Annotated in this window: 13 protein-coding genes; 3 read left to right on the top strand and 10 right to left on the bottom strand. The window is 71.5% G+C overall.

Annotation, left to right across the window (positions count from 1 at the left end):
- Positions 1–6 precede the first annotated feature (6 nt).
- Both AC0HI0_RS46855 and AC0HI0_RS46850 read left to right on the top strand, forming a co-directional pair.
- A complete protein-coding gene (locus AC0HI0_RS46855; RefSeq protein ID WP_480929905.1) occupies positions 7–1,629 on the top strand; it encodes a tannase/feruloyl esterase family alpha/beta hydrolase in 1,623 nt (540 codons plus the stop codon).
- A 179-nt stretch (positions 1,630–1,808) separates the two neighbouring features.
- Positions 1,809–2,840 carry an alpha/beta fold hydrolase gene (locus tag AC0HI0_RS46850; RefSeq protein WP_480929904.1) on the top strand — a complete coding sequence of 344 codons (1,032 nt, stop codon included), beginning with the start codon at positions 1,809–1,811 and terminating at the stop codon, positions 2,838–2,840.
- A gap of 300 nt (positions 2,841–3,140) precedes the next feature.
- Here AC0HI0_RS46850 and AC0HI0_RS46845 read toward each other — a convergent pair whose 3' ends face one another.
- From AC0HI0_RS46845 to AC0HI0_RS46800, 10 genes are all read right to left on the bottom strand, one after another.
- Positions 3,141–3,698, bottom strand: a complete 558-nt coding sequence (locus AC0HI0_RS46845) for a hypothetical protein (RefSeq protein WP_480929903.1) — start codon at positions 3,696–3,698, stop codon at positions 3,141–3,143.
- Positions 3,699–3,740: 42 nt separating this feature from the next.
- Complete coding sequence (locus AC0HI0_RS46840) at positions 3,741–5,006, bottom strand: cation:proton antiporter (protein ID WP_480929902.1); 1,266 nt, start codon at positions 5,004–5,006, stop codon at positions 3,741–3,743.
- Positions 5,007–5,107: 101 nt separating this feature from the next.
- Complete coding sequence (locus AC0HI0_RS46835; protein ID WP_480929901.1) at positions 5,108–5,986, bottom strand: alpha/beta fold hydrolase; 879 nt, start codon at positions 5,984–5,986, stop codon at positions 5,108–5,110.
- Between the two features lie 434 nt (positions 5,987–6,420).
- Entirely contained in the window at positions 6,421–7,152 is a 732-nt protein-coding gene (locus AC0HI0_RS46830) for an alpha/beta fold hydrolase (protein WP_480929900.1), read from the bottom strand.
- A gap of 41 nt (positions 7,153–7,193) precedes the next feature.
- Positions 7,194–7,784: a TetR/AcrR family transcriptional regulator gene (locus AC0HI0_RS46825; RefSeq protein ID WP_480929899.1), complete on the bottom strand. Its 591-nt coding sequence runs from the start codon at positions 7,782–7,784 to the stop codon at positions 7,194–7,196.
- A 24-nt stretch (positions 7,785–7,808) separates the two neighbouring features.
- On the bottom strand, positions 7,809–8,648 hold the full coding sequence (locus AC0HI0_RS46820; RefSeq protein WP_480929898.1) for an ABC transporter ATP-binding protein: 840 nt from the start codon (positions 8,646–8,648) through the stop codon (positions 7,809–7,811).
- Positions 8,645–10,501 carry a dipeptide/oligopeptide/nickel ABC transporter permease/ATP-binding protein gene (locus AC0HI0_RS46815; RefSeq protein ID WP_480929897.1) on the bottom strand — a complete coding sequence of 619 codons (1,857 nt, stop codon included), beginning with the start codon at positions 10,499–10,501 and terminating at the stop codon, positions 8,645–8,647. Before AC0HI0_RS46815 ends, AC0HI0_RS46820 begins: the two co-directional genes overlap by 4 nt.
- A complete protein-coding gene (locus tag AC0HI0_RS46810) occupies positions 10,498–11,439 on the bottom strand; it encodes an ABC transporter permease (RefSeq protein ID WP_480929896.1) in 942 nt (313 codons plus the stop codon). The genes AC0HI0_RS46815 and AC0HI0_RS46810 overlap by 4 nt, the downstream gene beginning before the upstream one ends.
- Before the next feature lie 64 nt (positions 11,440–11,503).
- The gene (locus AC0HI0_RS46805) at positions 11,504–13,039 is read right to left on the bottom strand and encodes an ABC transporter substrate-binding protein (protein ID WP_480929895.1); all 1,536 of its coding nucleotides are present in this window, start codon (positions 13,037–13,039) and stop codon (positions 11,504–11,506) included.
- Positions 13,040–13,306: 267 nt separating this feature from the next.
- Positions 13,307–14,284: a methyltransferase family protein gene (locus tag AC0HI0_RS46800; protein ID WP_480929894.1), complete on the bottom strand. Its 978-nt coding sequence runs from the start codon at positions 14,282–14,284 to the stop codon at positions 13,307–13,309.
- Positions 14,285–14,555: 271 nt separating this feature from the next.
- On the opposite strand from AC0HI0_RS46800, the gene AC0HI0_RS46795 reads away from it, so the two are divergent.
- On the top strand, positions 14,556–15,278 hold the full coding sequence (locus AC0HI0_RS46795) for an SDR family NAD(P)-dependent oxidoreductase (RefSeq protein ID WP_480929893.1): 723 nt from the start codon (positions 14,556–14,558) through the stop codon (positions 15,276–15,278).
- Positions 15,279–15,320 lie beyond the last annotated feature (42 nt).

Below are 15,320 nucleotides of genomic sequence, written 5' to 3'. Positions count from 1 at the left end.
GACAACATGAGACGTCTGGCGAAACCGTTCGTGGCGGCCGTGGTGCTCGCCGCGCTGGTCCCGCTGAACCCCGCTGCCCAGGCCCGGACCGCGGACCCGGCCGGGCAGGTGGCGGCCGGGGGTGCGCCCGCCTGCTCGGCGGTCCCGGTCTCGGCACCGGGCGGTGCCCGGGTCGAGTCGGTGGTGGCGGTCCGGCGGGCGGGCGGCACCGTCACGTTCCCGGCCACGCCGTTCAGCCCCGGCTCCGTCATCACCGACGTGCCGGCCTACTGCGACTTCACCGTCACGCTCACCCACCCCGGCGCGAACGACCACGTCAAGGTCGCCGTCGTGCTGCCGGAGACCGGCTGGACCGGGCGGCTGCAGGCCGTGGGCGGGAGCGCGTACACCGCCGGCGACTTCGGCGCGCCGCTCGTCCAGGCGGTCAAGGACGGCTACGCCGGCGTGACGACCGACGCGGGCGTGCCGCTGACGTTCCTCGACACGTCCTGGGCGCTGACCGCCGGCGGCCGGATCAACAAGCCCCTGGTGACGAACTTCGCGACCCGTTCGGTGCACGAGGCCGCGCTGGTCGGCAAGGAGGTGACCCGCGGGCACTACCACCGGGCCGTCACCTACTCGTACTGGAACGGCTGCTCGACCGGCGGACGGCAGGGCTACGCCGAAGCCCAGCACCACGCCGGCGACTTCGACGGCGTCCTGGCCAACGCGCCGGCCGTCGACTGGAGCCGGTTCGCGGTCGCCACGCTGTGGCCCCAGGTCGTGATGAACCAGGAGCACGACTTCCCCGCCCCCTGCGTCTTCGACGCGTTCCGCCAGGCCGCGATCACCGCCTGCGACGCCCGGGACGGGGTCGCCGACGGCGTCGTGGACCGCCCCGACGAGTGCGGCTACGACCCCCGCTCGCTGATCGGCACCAAGGTGGTCTGCGACGGCCGCGAACTCGTCGTCACCGCCGCGAACGCCGAGGTCGTGCGCAAGATCTGGGCCGGCCCGACCGACCAGCGGGGCCACCGGCTGTGGGCCGGGCTGCCCAAGGGCGCGGACTTCACCTGGCTGGCCGGGACCCGGGTCGACGACGGCACGCCGTCCGCGCCGGGCTTCCCGGTCGCGGTGGGCTGGGTGCGGACCTTCCTCGCCAAGCAGCCCGACTTCGACACCTCGACCATCACCTACCGCCGGTTCGCCGAGCTGTTCGCCCAGTCGGTGAAGGAGTACGACGAGGTCATCGGCACGTCCGACCCGGACCTCTCGGCGTTCCGGCGGGCCGGCGGGAAGCTGCTCACCTTCGTCGGCACCGACGACCAGCTCATCCCGCCCGGCGGCACGCTGCACTACCGGCGCGAGGTGGAGCGCGCGATGGGCGGCGCGCACCGGGTGGACGACTTCTACCGCCTGTTCCTCGCCCCCGGCGTCGAGCACTGCGGCGGCGGTCGCGGGCCTGCTCCGGTGAACCCGCTGGGCGCGCTGGTCTCGTGGGTCGAACAGGGCAAGGCCCCGGCGACCCTGCCGGCGGCGACCGCCGACCGCACCCGCACGCGTGACCTCTGCCCGTTCCCGAAGGTCTCCCGGTACACCGGGCACGGCGACCCGGCCGCCGCGTCGAGCTACCGCTGCACGAACGCCTGACCTGTGCCGTGTGTGCCGGCGTCTCCCCTCCGGCACACACGGCACTGCCACGCTCCGGTGGTCCCACCCGACCGGGTGGGCGACGGCTCCCCTGGCGACCGGTGGCCCGATCAGGCAGATTGAGTCCGGAGAACTGCGAGCAGGACTCACGTTCTACTTCCGGAGCGAAAGGGCCACCCGTGACCGAAACCCAGTACCACGAACTCGGTGACTTCACGTTGCAGCACGGCGCCACCCTGCGCGGCGCGCGCCTCGCCTACACGACCTACGGCACGTTGAACGCCGACAAGTCCAACGCCATCGTGTACCCGACGTGGTACTCCGGCCGGCACTGGGACAACGAGTGGCTCATCGGCCCCGGCATGGCGCTCGACCCGGACGAGTACTTCATCGTCATCCCGAACATGCTCGGCAACGGCCTGTCCACCTCGCCCAGCAACACCACCGGCGGCTACGCCGGGTCGCGCTTCCCGCACGTCACCTTCCACGACCAGGTCGAGGCGCAGCACGACCTGGTGACGCGGCACTTCGGCATCGAACGCCTCGCCCTGGTCACCGGCTGGTCGATGGGCGCGGGCCAGACCTACCAGTGGGCGGTCAGCCACCCCGAGGTGGTGCAGCGGATGGCGCCGTTCTGCGGCTCGTCCCGGACCAGCATCCACAACCAGGTGTTCCTGGAGGGCGTGAAGGCCGCGCTGACCGCCGACTCCGCGTTCGCCAACGGCTGGTACGGCGACGACCTGCCCGTGGTCGGCCTGCGGGCCGCCGCGCGGGTGTACGCGGGCTGGGGCTTCTCGCAGGCGTTCTACTGGGAGAAGGAGTACGAGAAGCTCGGCTACACCTCGCTGGAGGACTTCCTGGTCGAGTTCTGGGAGGGGTTCTTCCTCGACGACCGGGACCCGAACAACCTGCTCACCATGCTCCGCACGTGGCAGACCGGCGACGTCGGCCTGACCCCCGGCTTCGGCGGCGACACCGTGGCGGCCCTGCGCTCCATCCGGGCGACGGGCATCGTGCTGCCCGCCGAGAAGGACCTGTACTTCCCGCCGGAGGACGAGGCGTGGGCGGTCGGCCACTTGGCCAACGCCGAACTCCGCGTCATCCCCGGGATCTGGGGCCACTTCGCCGGCTACGGCCGCAACGACCCCGACACCCGGTTCATCGACAACGCGCTGCGCGAACTCCTCAGCCGCCCCGGCGGCCTCGACTGACCGCGCCACGTCCCCGGCGGGCAGCTTCGCGGGCACCTCGGCGGTGACGTCCGGACCCCGCTCGGCAAGCGCTTGCGGGACGGCCGGGTCGACCTGGTCGGCGGGCTCGCAGCCCGCCGGCCGGACCCGGCGTCACGCCGGGCGTTCCACCGCGAACAGCGTCCACAATGGACGAAGCGGGGTTGGAGCGCGCACCGCAAGCCGGACCGAGAGCCAGGATGGGCGTGCGACCTCGGACACCTGGGGCGCGCCCTGCGGATCTTTCTCGTCCACCTCAGGTGAAGATCCGCAGGACAGGTCCTACGTCACGGGCAGGCGGAGGTAACCGGCGGCCCGCAACCGCTCGGTGGCCCGGACGTCGATGCTGACCCGGACCTGGTTCGCGTCCACCGAATCGCCGCCGAGCGCGCCGAGCGCGATGATCACGAAACCCAGCGTGCGCAGGAGCATCGCCCACCCCGCCTTGGCCAACCCCACGCGGCTGCCGTCCTTGATCCGGACCAGCCTGGTGCCCGCGAGCAGCGCGCCCAGGCCGCGCCCGTTGCCGTAGCACCAGCCGTAGAGCAACGGCACCACGACGAGCCCGGCCGCCGCGATCACGGCCGCGCCGACCGCCGGGTCCGCCGTGGCGGGCGCGGAGGAGTAGTACGCCGCGGCGGCGGCGACCGAGATCCCGGTCACCAAGGCGAAGTCGACCAGCCACGCCAGGATCACCGCCGCCCACGTCGCCTCGACGTAGAGCGTCCGGTCGCCGAACGCGTGGATGCGCTCGGCCACCCCCGCCCCCAACGCCTCGGCCGCGTGCGACCGCACGAGTTTCAGGGGGCGCGGGCGGGTGCCCGGCTCGTCGGCGCTCATCGTCGTGGCCTCTCGTTTCGGACGATATGGCCCCGACGCGCGTCAGCGGGCCGTTTCGGCCACTGTGGAGGGTGGGTCGGCGGACCGGCGGGCCAGCAGCGGGAACCCCAGGCCGTGCAGGACGACGCTGCTGAGCACGCACATCACCGTCACCACGAGGACCGTGTCCGCGACCGGGCCGTCCGGCAGGCCGTTGTAGGCCAGCAGGCCGAACACGATCGACGTCGTGCCGCGCGGTCCCAGCGCGGCGACCAGGAACCGCTCGCGGCGGGTGAACCGGGAGCCGGTCAGCACCAGCAGCACCGGAACGGCCCGGATCAGGGTGAGGGCGGCCAGCGCGAACAGCAGCGCCTGCCACGAGAAGCCCCACGACATGATCAGGACCGCGCACATGCCGACCACCAGCCACATCGTCATGCCCAGCTGGGCGCTGACGTCTTCGAGCAGGTGGAAGTCGTGGCGGGAGCGGGCCAGCGCCTCGGACGCGCCGCGCTGCCGGGCCTTGCGGGCGAGGAACACCCGGTGCACGAACCGGAACGCGATACCGCTGACGAACGACGCGACGAACCCGTTGCCGCCGACCCCGACGGTGGTGAAGAAGGTCAGCAGCGGCACCGCGAGCACCAGGATCCGGCGGGACTGCCCGGTCATCCACCCGGCGCTCGCGCACACGTCCATCAGCCAGCCGATCGCGGCGCCGATCAGGAACCCGACCACGACCGCCTTGACCGCGAACGGGATCACCGTGGCCAGCGCCTCCAGCGGGGTGTGCTCCTGGTGGCGGTCGCCGGCGAGGATCATCGCGAACAGGAAGATCGGCGTGACGATGCCGTCGTTGTAGCCGCCCTCGATGTTGAGCACGTTGCGCACCCGCGCGGACAGCCCCCGGTGGCGGACGACCTGCTCGGCGGGCGCGAAGTCGATGGGCACGACGACGCAGGCGAGCACCAGCAGCCCCGCCCAGGACACGTCCGGCGGCAGCAGCGCGGCGCCCAGCACCGCCGCCAGCGCCAGGCTCAGCGGCAGCGCGACCAGCAGCAGGCGGGCGGCGGTGCCGGGGTGGTTGCCCCACAGGCGTCCGCCGCGCACCTCGGTCGCGTCCACGAACAGCAGGACGGCCAGGATGATCTCGGCCACGTACTCGGCGGTCTCGGTGTTGAGCGCGAGCGCGAACTCGTCGCCGACGACGAAGCCGAGCACGACACCGGCGGCCACCATCATCATGGGCGCGCCGATGTGCCACCGGGCCAGCCGGTGGGCGGTCAGCGCCCAGAGGACGATGGCGGTCAGCCCGAGGATCACGGTCATCGCGGACAGTTTCGCACGTCGGCCACGGGCCGCCCGGCGACGGCGGGCGGCCCGTTCGACGCCTTTCGCCGGAACACAGCGGAACTGTGTCCCAGTTCACTCTATTGTGTACTCAACGCGCTGCGCGAGCGGGCGTTCTCGTCGATCGTGTCGACCAGTCGCGGCAGCAGCACCAGCGGCAGGTCGTGGCCCATGTCGGGCAGTTCCAGGTAGGTCGACTCGGCGATGGCGTTGTGCGTGGCCCGGCCGCCGCTGACGTCGATCAGGCCGTCCTCCGCGCCGTGGACGACGGCGGTGGGCAGGTCGAGCCCGCGCAGTCGAGGGGTGCGGTCCACCGCGCTGAGCACCGCGGCGAACTGCCGTTCCGCGCCCCTGGCGTGCAGGCCCCGGTCGTAGGACGCGGTGGCGAACGCCCGCCGGCGGCCCGCCTCGGCGGCGGCGTGGGTGCGCGAGCCGATGATCCGGTAGACCTCGGCGAGGTGGTCGATGGCCTCCTCGCGCCCGGCCGGCGTGGGTTTCGTCACGGCCGCGACCGCTTCCGGGGTCGGGAAGCCGACCAGCGGGTTGCCGGTGGTGCTCATGATCGAGCAGAGGGTCGCCGCGTAGGCGGGGTGGTGGATGGCGATGAGCTGGGCGACCATGCCGCCCATCGACGCCCCGACGATGTGCGCGCGGGAGATGCCCAGGTGGTCGAGCAGGCCGACGGTGTCGGCCGCCAGGTCGACCAGGTGGTAGGCGGGCCCGCCGCCGGGCGGGACGGTGGCGGCGACCTTGTCCGACAGGCCGCAGTCGCGGTTGTCGAAGCGGATCACCCGGTAGCCGCGCTCGGCGAGCCCCTGGACGATCTCGTCCGGCCACAGGATCAGCTGCGAGTTCAGCCCCATGATGAGCAGCAGCGGTTCCCCCTGGGGCTCGCCCTCGTCGCGGTACCACAGCCGCAGGCCGTTGGTGGGCGCGTAGTCACCGGGTTCATCGGGCATGAAGTCGGATTCCTTCCCAGTACCGGGGCAGGCGACCCCGCGCACACGTCCTTCGTGGACGGATGGGCGCCGGAGGTCGCCGTGCGGGCCGACACCGCCGGGACGACGGCGCGACCACCTCATCGTGGCCGGCCCGCCCGGCGCGCGGGAACCGCGATCACCCGCCTGCCGGCCGGAATCACACTCCCGGTTCAACGGCCCGTCGCACGCGGCGGGCCGGCCGACACCCCGCGCACGGGCGACTCCGACCCGACCGGCCCAATCTGTGAATCACGAATCGCGTTCGCACCAAGGCTTCTCCGCGAAACAGCGGACGCGCGACGAACCCGGAGCGGGGCGGCGGCGCGGCGGACCGTCCACTTCGAACCCCGGAAACCACAAAGGCCGCAACGGGTCTTCGCGACCCCGCTGCGGCCCCTGCGGTGACCCGAAGGTCAGATTTCGAGGAACTGGAAGACGGCGGTGCGGAACTCGTCGCCGGACAGGGCGCCGAAGTGGTCGCCCGGGACGTGCTGGAGGCGGGCGCCGGCGACCCGTGCCACGATCTGCTCGACCCCCTGCGCCATCGGGTCTTCCTGGCCGGCCACGAACAGCGTCGGCACGTCGGGCGCGGTCGCGGCCGGGTCGAACGGTTCCCGGGCGAGGCCCTCGACCAGGCGCAGCAGGGACTCCGAGTCCTGGCCCGCGCCGCCGACCATGCCGGTGATGATGCCGGTCAGCGGGTCCGCCGGCGGCGGTCCACCTTGGACGGCCGCGCGGGCCGCGTCGAGGTCCACCGCGCCGAACGGCTCCATCGGGCTCAGGCCGCCGAGCACCAGGCGGCGCACCGGCAGGGCCTTGGACGCCGCCAGGTCCCACGCCAGGCGCGCGCCCAGCGAGTAGCCGACCACGTCGACCTCGCCGCCGCCGACGCCCTCGGCCAGCCGGCGCAGCAGGTGCGCGGTGGTCACCTCGTCCGGCGAGTCGACGGCCGGGCCGCCCACGTGGCCGGGCAGGTGCACCACGACCGCCTCGCGGCCGGCCTCGGCCAGCGGGGTCGCCCAGCGCTCGGCGGGCCAGTCGGAGGTGCCGTTGGCGGCGAACCCGTGGATGAACACGACGGGCGGGCCGGTGACCGCGGAGGTGGGCCGGGTGCGGGTGACCGGCAGCGCGACGACACTGATCATTCTACGAGTGTAGACAAAAAGACCCGGCCGGTCCAGGGAAGTCAGCCCGCGATCCGGTCCATCAGGCCGTCGATGTAGGCGCTGTAGCGGTCCACCAGCTCCCCCACCGGGTGCATCAGGCTGGCCACGTTCGCGCCGATGGTGACCGAGATGATCTCGTCCGCGAGCACGCCCGTGGCCGGCGACTCCGGCGACTGCCCGCCGCCGCGCGCGGCGGCGACCCGGATGCACAGCTCGATCCGCCACGTGGTCAGCAGGTCGCGGTACCGGCGCGCGAGGTCGGGGTTGGCGACCGAGTGCTCCCACAGCACCAGCAGCACCCGCGCGGACGTGATCTGGTGCGGTTCCAGGGGCATGGCCGCGGTGACGAAGCCGCGCAGCGACTCCACCGGGGTCGCGTACGGGCCCAGTTCCGACATGTACTGCGCGGTCGCCTGCAGGACGCTCTCGAACGTCGCCGCGATGATCTCGTCCTTGCTGGCGAAGTAGTGCTTGAGCGCCCCGTTGGCGAACCCGGCGGCGGCGACGATGCTGCGCATCGTGGCCGCCTCGAAGCCACCCTCGGCGATGAGCTTCTTGGCGACCTCGACGATCTCGCGCCGCCGCTGGTCGTGGTCGATGACCTTCGGCATGGTGACGACTCTAAACCACGCTGGTCACGCCGAGTCCCGAAGGCCGAGCCAGGCGGCGCGGCGTTCGGCCTGGCGGGCCGGGTCGGCCACGGGCGCGGCGAGCAGCAGGCGCCGCGTGTACGGGTGCGCCGGGTCCCGCGTGACCTCGGCGGTGTCCCCGGACTCCACGATCTCGCCCTGGTACATCACCGAGACGCGGTGGCAGATCCGCCGCACGACGCCGAGGTCGTGCGACACGAACAGGTACGACACCCCGGTGTCGCGCTGGAGGTCGATGAACAGGTCCAGGATCGTCGCCTGCGTGGTGAGGTCGAGCGCGCTCACCGGCTCGTCGCAGACGATCAGCCGCGGCCTGCGGACCAGCGCCCGCGCGATGGCGATGCGCTGGCGCTGGCCGCCGGAGAACTCGCTGGGGTACCGGTGCACCGAGTCCGCGGGCAGCCGCACGTGGTCGAGCATCTCGCCGACCGTCGCCCGCGCCTTGGCCTTCGACGTCCCGCCCACCTGGAGCGGTTCGGCGAGCACCTCGCCGACGGTCATGGTCGGGTCGAGCGACCCGTACGGGTCCTGGAACACGACCTGGATGTCGTTGGCCAGCCGCCGCCGCTCGGCGCCCTTCGCGTGGGTGATGTCCTTGCCGTCGAAGGAGATCCGGCCGGACGCCACGGCGGCCAGGCCCAGCACGGCCTTGCCGAGCGTGGACTTGCCCGACCCGCTCTCGCCGACCAGCCCGACGCACTCGCCGGACCCGACCGAGATCGACACGCCCTTGAGCGCGCGCAGCTTGAGCTTGCGGTGCAGCCGGTAGTCGACCACCAGGTCCTCCACCGCGAGCAGCGGTGCGGCGTCCTCGGGCGCGATCATCGTGCGTCGTCCTCTCCACCCGCGTGCGCGGCGGCCACCGGGTCGCCCTGCGCCCATGCCTGGTCCAGTTGCCGCCGGTCCTCGACGTCGTCCAGCGACGCGCTGATCAGCTCGGCGGTGTAGGGCTGCTCGGCGCTGTTGAAGATCCGGTCCACCGGCCCGGTCTCCACGATCCGACCGTCCTTCATCACCACGACCCGGTCGCAGATGTCCGCGACCACGCCGAAGTTGTGCGTGACGATCACCAGTGCCATGCCGTACTCCTGCTGCAACTCGCGCAGCAGCTCCAGCACCTCGGCCTGCACGGTCACGTCCAGCGCCGTCGTCGGCTCGTCGGCCACCAGCAGCGACGGCCGCCCGGCGACCGCACCGGCGATCAGCACGCGCTGCGCCATGCCGCCGGAGATCTGGTGCGGGTAGGACCGCAGCACCCGGTCGGGATCGGTGATCCCCACCCGCACCAGGACTTCCCGCGCCCGTGCGCGCGCCTCGGTCTTGGACAGCCCGTGCACGTGCCGCAGCGGCTCGACCAGCTGGCGCTCGACGGTGTAGCACGGGTCGAGGTTGCTCATCGGTTCCTGCGGCACGTAGCCGATCGACCGGCCGAGCAGCGCCGCGCGCTCCCGCGACGAGAGCTTGCCGACCTCCTTGCCGCCGACCCAGATCCCGTCCGCGACCGCCGTGCCGCCGGAGGGCAGCAGGTCGAGCACGGTGAAGATGGTCTGCGTCTTGCCGGAGCCGGACTCGCCGACGATGCCCAGCACCTCGCCGGGGGCGGCGTCCAGCGACACCCCGCGCACGACCTCCTTGACCCCGCTCTGGGTCGCGTAGCCGACCCGCAGGTTCTCCACCCGCAACGCGCTGTCCGCGGTCCGGTGCTCGTGCGTGCCGCTGGTCTCGCGGGCGGCGTCGACGCCCTCGGACAGCTCGGCGGGCGCGGGCGCGGCGAGCGCTTCGCGCACCCGCGCGCGGGCCCGCCGGGTGGGCTGCTCGGCGCGGACGCTGACCAGGTCGGCCAGCGTCGACCCGATGAACGCGAGCGCGGCGATCGTGACGCCCAGGGCGATCGAGGGCCACAGCAGGATCAGCGGGTAGGTGAGCATGTTCTGGAAGCCGTCGTTCATCATCTGGCCCCAGCTCGGCGTGGACGCCGAGCCGATGCCGAGGAACTGCAGGCCCGCCTGCATGCCGATCGCGATGCCGGCGGTCAGCGCCGTCTGCACCAGGATCGGGGCGTAGACCGCGCGCAGCATGTGCGTGCGCAGGATCCGGATGTTGGTGACGCCCGCGACGCGCGCGGCGTCGATGTAGGGCTCCTTGCGCACGGCCAGCGCCCGCGCCCGGGTGATCCGGTAGTAGCCGGGGGCCAGGAAGATGCCCAGCGCGACCATGAGGACCGCGAAGTCCTGGCCGGTGCCCGCCGCGACCACCAGCAGCACGATCATGCCGGGGATCGACTGGAGGGCGTCGCTGATCCACGAGAACACCCGGTCGGTGGTGCCGCCCGCGTACCCGGCCAGCACGCCCGTGGGCACGCCGAGCAGCAGCCCCGCACCACAGGTGATCACCGCGCCGAACAAGGTGGTCTGCGCGCCGTAGAGCAGCCGGCTGAGGATGTCGCGGCCGGCCGAGTCGCCGCCGAGCAGGTGCCCGTTGCCCGGTTCGGCGTGGGTGAGGGTGAACTGCACGAAGTTCGGGTCGAACGGCGAGAGCCACGGCGCGAGCACCGCGGCGACGACGATGACCAGCATGACCGCGAGGGCGATCACACCGAGCGGGCGGCGCAGGTAGCGCCGCGCCAGCGAGATCCGTTTGACGGGTGCCAGCGTGGTGGGGAAAGGGGCAGCGGTCATCGGTCGCGCACCTTCGGGTTGACCCACCCGAGCAACAGGTCGAGCAGGAAGTTGACGATGACGACGAACACCACGGTGACGGCGGTCAGCCCGAGCAGCACCGGGATGTCCCCGATCTGCGAGGCCGACTGGGTCAGGCTGCCGATGCCGGGCAGGTTGAACACGATCTCGACGACGATGGCCCCGCCGAGGAGCCCGACGAACATCAGCGCGAGCACGGTCAGCGCGGCCGGGGAGGCGTTGCGCAGCACGTGCGTGGTGACGCGGCGGTTGGAGAGCCCGCGCGCCCTGAGCGTGCGCACGAAGTCCTGGTTGGTGACCTGGAGGAAGCCGTTGCGCAGCTGCTCGGCCACCATGACGATCGCACCGAGCGCCAGGGAGACCGACGGCAGCGTGATCGAGCTGAGCCACCCGCCGACCGACTGGTCCGGCGAGACGTACCCGATCGCCGGGAACCACCGCAGGTTGATGGCGAACCAGGTGACCAGCACGAGGCTGATCCAGAACCCGGGCAGCGCGAACAGCACCACGGACGCGAGCTTGAGCGCCCGGTCCAGCAGCCCGCCCGGCCGCAGCCCGCAGACGATGCCCACGGCCACGCCGATGACGGCGGAGAGCAGGGTCGCGAACACCACGACCGACAGCGTGACCGGGACGCGCTGCACCAACTGGTCGTTGACCGGTTGGAAGCTGCGCCACGAAGTGCCGAAATCGCCGGTGGCGGCGTGCGAGATCCAGTCGCCGAACTGGACCAGCAGCGGCCGGTCGTAGCCGATCTTGGCGCGCAGGGCGTCCTGCTGGGCGGCGGTGGCGCTGTTGCCCAGCAGGCCGGGGGTGGGGTCCCCGACGGCCAGGTGCGCCAGGAAGAACGTGCCGCTGGTGACGACCACGAGCAGCAGGATCCCGGACAACAGGCGTTTCGCGATGAAGGACAGCATAGTCAGTCGGCTCCTCACCGGCGGGTCCGTCCGATGTGGACGGACCCGCCGGAGCACGGGCGCGTCAGCCGCGCTGGATGAACCGCAGCGTCGGGAACATCATGCCGGTGACCGGCGTGACCGTGATCCCCTTGACGCTGAAGTAGGTGTTGTTGGCCTGGTACCAGGGAGCCCACCACGCCTGGTCGACCAGCTTGACGTTGAGCTGCTTGAGCAGGTCCGTCTGGGCCTGGCCCGGCTCCGCCTTCTCGACCTGCTCCACCAGCGCCTTGATCTCCGGGAAGGAGTCGACCGCCGGGTTCGGGTTGTACCACTGCGCGGTGGTGACCTGGTCGGTGAGGGTGGCCATGTCGTTGCCCGCCAGCGCGATCACCGCGAGGAACATCGGGTAGGTCGGCGCGTTCTTCTGGTAGTCGGGCATGGCCATGTCCTGCCACTCGACCTTGATGCCCAGCTCGCCGAAGGTCTGGTTCGCGGCCGGCTGCCAGGCGGCGAAGATCGGCGACATCGGCATCTTGACGGAGAAGCCGTCCGGGTAGCCGGCGTCCTTGAGCAGCTGCTTGGCCTTGGCCATGTCGGTCTTGTACTTGTCGTTGATCGACTTGTCGTAGACCTGGCCGTCGACCGAGAACACCTGGTTGGTCACGGTGCCGGAGTCGTTGCCGACCGCCTTGAGGATGCCCGCCGCGTCGTAGGCGTAGCTGATCGCCTGCCGGACCTTCTGGTCACCGAGCGCCTTGACCTGCGAGCCGGTCCGGTCGGCGAACTGCACGCCGACCCAGGAGGCCGCCTTGGAGGAGACGTTCCAGCCGTTCTCCTTGGCCTTGGGGAGGTTGGCCGCGTTGGCGAACTGGACGTTGAGCTGACCGGAGAGCATCGCGTTGAAGCTCGCCGTCTGGTCGGTGATCGGGAACAGCTTCACCGACGGGAACGGGTAGGTGCCGGCGTCCCAGTGGTCGGTCTTCTTGGTGAAGACGTACTGCGACTGCGGCGCGGAGTTGGCCTTGTCGTACTTGTACGGCCCGGAGCCGACCGGCTCGGTGGCCAGGGAGCCGGCCGTGATCGCGGCGGGGGACGCCATCCAGCTGCGGCCCAGGCCCATCTGGTAGAGCAGCGCGTCGTCCCGTTTGGACAGCTTGATCTCCAGCGTGTCCGCGTCCTTCGCGGCGGCGTCGGCGACGTTGAGGTACGCCTGGCCGGAGCGGACGCCGGCCTTGAGGTGCTTGATGTTCGCGACCGCCGCGGTGGCGTCGAACTTCTGGCCGTCTTCGAACGTGACGCCCGTGCGCAGCTTCGCGGTCAGGGTCAGGCGGTCCGCGGACCACTCCCAGGAGGAAGCCAGCGCCGGCACCGGCTTGCCGTCCTTGTCCAGGGCCACGAGCGGGTCGTAGACCGCGGAGAGGTACGGCCCGTCGAAGCCGATGTCGGCGTTGGCCGGATCCCAGGAGGTCACGTCGAGGAACACCCCGGCCTTGAGCTCGTCGGTAGCCGTGTTGCCGGCGGCGGTGCCGCCACCGGTGCCTGAGCTGGTACATCCGGCGAGCGCGGTGGCCGCTGCGGCGACTACCGCGACCAGTGCCGCTGTCCGGTTCCTCGTCATGGAGTCCTTCTCTCGGGTGATGGACTGCCGGCGTGGTCCGCGTTCCGCTGGGGCGGGTCGGTCCGCGCCTGGTGCATTTTTAGATCAAGAGGTGAGACCTGGCTCACCGTGGTGCGGGATAGTCTACGTTCGTCGGCAAAAAAATCAACGGTTGACCGACTACAATTCGTCGCGGAAGTAACGGACTGTCAACGTTTTGGCCGCGAGAAGGTCGAACGCGAAGGTCGCACATGGAATACCGACGACCGTAGACCATGTCGGAGGACCTCAGACGGCCTCGGCGACCAGCACGCGCGGGCTGCCCGGCAGCGCCAGGACCTCGCGCGCACGCCAGCCCGTGCCCTCAAGCCACGAGCGCACCTCGGCTTCGGGGTACACGATCGTGCCGTCGATGACGAAGTACTCCCCCGCGTGCAGGGCGTCGATCGGGCGCTGGCGCTCGTCGTCGTCCAGGAAGAAGTCCAGCAGCAGCAGGGTCGCGCCCTCCTTGGCCGCCGCGCGGGCGTTGGCCAGGATGACCTTGTTCTGCTCGGCGTTGAACCGGTGGATGACGTGGTTGACCATCACGATGTCGTGCTCGCCGCCGGGCGCGGCGGTCTCGGTCTCGGCCGGCTCGACGGTCGCCCGGTCGGTGTAGCCCGCGGCGGCCAGCGCGTCGTTGATGCCCTGCGTGGACATCGGCGCGAAGACGAACTTCACGGTCAGGTCCGGGTTGGCCTTGAGCGCGCCGATGGCGAAGTCCGGGGACAGCCCGCCCAGGTCCAGCATGGAGCGGTAGGACGTGAAGTCGAACCCCCGGGCCAGCATCGCCGCGTGCAGCGAGTTGTAGGTCATCACGCCGGACATGAACGTGCCCCATCGGGCGTCATCCATCTGGAGGTCACCCGGCTTGGTGGTGTCCACCGTGGTGTCGAACTGGAGCCAGTGGCCGTAGCTGATCTCGTTGAGGAACCCGAGGAACGGCGCGAGGTCGGTCGCGCCCGTGCCGGCGAGGTACTCCGCGGCGTCGTCGGCCAGCGAGTACCGGCCGTCCCGGCGGTCGAGCAGGCCCTGGGCGTTCATCGCGTCGGCCAGGATGCGGACGATCTGCTCGCTCGCGCCGGTGGCCGAGGCCAGCTCGGTGACCGAGCGGTCACCGTCGGCGAGAGCGCGGAACAGCCCGATCCGGGACGCGGCGAACAACTGCTTGGCACCCATGTAACCGATGGCGATGTCGACGATGCGGTCCGGTGCGGGTCCGGTCATGACGGCTCCTCTAGCGGGATGCGGGCGGCCTCGGACCGCCCGGGACGAGAGAGCGTTAGTCTACGCACGTCGATTAAAAGCGCCACCCCCTTCGCCGGGATCGACCGGCGGTCCACCCGAACGGGCCGCCACCCCCGGCCGACCGGACCCGACCGACCGGACGCGGACGACTGCGACCACGCGGTTCCGCTTGGCGTTCAAGGGGTTTATTTTCTACGCTTGTATACTGAAGGCCCGACCGGACTCCCGGTCCCGCGAGAGGAACCCCACGATGACCTCTGCCCGCACCGTGCTGGTTACCGGAGGAGCCGGCGGCATCGGCCGTGCCATCGCCGCCGCGTTCACCGCCCTCGGCGACACCGTCGTCCTGGCCGACGTGCAGGGCGTCGAGGAGGCCGCGACCACGCTCGGTGTGCGCGGGGTGACCGTGGACATCACCGACGAGGACTCGATCGCCCGCGCGCTCGACGAGGTCGGCCCGGTGGACGTGCTGGTCAACAACGCCGGCATCCTCAGCGTGCACGGCAAGCTGCTCGACCTGCCCGCCGCCGACATGCTCCGCATCCTCCAGACCAACGTGCACGGCACGTTCCTGGTCACCCAGCAGGTCGCGCGCCGCATGGTCGACGGTGGCGTGCGCGGCGTGGTGGTCAACCTGTCGTCCATCGGCGGTCGCCAGCCGACCCCGGGCATGGGCGGCTACGAGAGCAGCAAGGCCGCGGTCGACGCGCTGACCAGGTGGGCGGCCATCGAACTGGCCGAGCACGGCATCCGGGTCAACGCGGTGGCCCCCGGCCCGGTGCTCACCCCGATGCTGGCGGCGGGCCTGCCCGAGGGCTCGCCCGCGCGCCAGGCGTGGGAGAGCCGGATCCCGCTGCGGCAGCTCGCGGCGGTCGAGCAGGTGGCCGCGGCCGTGGTGTTCCTGGCCGGCGACACCGCCGCCCACATCACCGGCACCAGCCTCCCGGTCGACGGCGGCCAGCTGCTCACCTGATCTTCCGCGTTCGCCGAAAGGGGGTCGGACCCGCAGGTCCGA

The sequence above is a fragment of the Saccharothrix sp. NBAS 001 genome (assembly GCF_056640475.1).
Note: the sequence above shows the minus strand (reverse complement) of the source record. Positions and strands in the feature narration are given on the sequence as shown.

Excerpts from the sequence above, each read along its gene's own strand:
- AC0HI0_RS46810 (WP_480929896.1), bottom strand. The coding sequence starts at position 11,439 with ATGCTGTCCTTCATCGCGAAACGCCTGTTGTCCGGGATCCTGCTGCTC.
- AC0HI0_RS46825 (WP_480929899.1), bottom strand. The coding sequence starts at position 7,784 with ATGCCGAAGGTCATCGACCACGACCAGCGGCGGCGCGAGATCGTCGAG.
- AC0HI0_RS46835 (WP_480929901.1), bottom strand. The coding sequence starts at position 5,986 with ATGCCCGATGAACCCGGTGACTACGCGCCCACCAACGGCCTGCGGCTG.
- AC0HI0_RS46840 (WP_480929902.1), bottom strand. The coding sequence starts at position 5,006 with ATGACCGTGATCCTCGGGCTGACCGCCATCGTCCTCTGGGCGCTGACC.
- AC0HI0_RS46815 (WP_480929897.1), bottom strand. The coding sequence starts at position 10,501 with ATGACCGCTGCCCCTTTCCCCACCACGCTGGCACCCGTCAAACGGATC.
- AC0HI0_RS46820 (WP_480929898.1), bottom strand. The coding sequence starts at position 8,648 with ATGATCGCGCCCGAGGACGCCGCACCGCTGCTCGCGGTGGAGGACCTG.
- AC0HI0_RS46830 (WP_480929900.1), bottom strand. The coding sequence starts at position 7,152 with ATGATCAGTGTCGTCGCGCTGCCGGTCACCCGCACCCGGCCCACCTCC.
- AC0HI0_RS46805 (WP_480929895.1), bottom strand. The coding sequence starts at position 13,039 with ATGACGAGGAACCGGACAGCGGCACTGGTCGCGGTAGTCGCCGCAGCG.
- AC0HI0_RS46795 (WP_480929893.1), top strand. The coding sequence starts at position 14,556 with ATGACCTCTGCCCGCACCGTGCTGGTTACCGGAGGAGCCGGCGGCATC.
- AC0HI0_RS46800 (WP_480929894.1), bottom strand. The coding sequence starts at position 14,284 with ATGACCGGACCCGCACCGGACCGCATCGTCGACATCGCCATCGGTTAC.
- AC0HI0_RS46855 (WP_480929905.1), top strand. The coding sequence starts at position 7 with ATGAGACGTCTGGCGAAACCGTTCGTGGCGGCCGTGGTGCTCGCCGCG.
- AC0HI0_RS46845 (WP_480929903.1), bottom strand. The coding sequence starts at position 3,698 with ATGAGCGCCGACGAGCCGGGCACCCGCCCGCGCCCCCTGAAACTCGTG.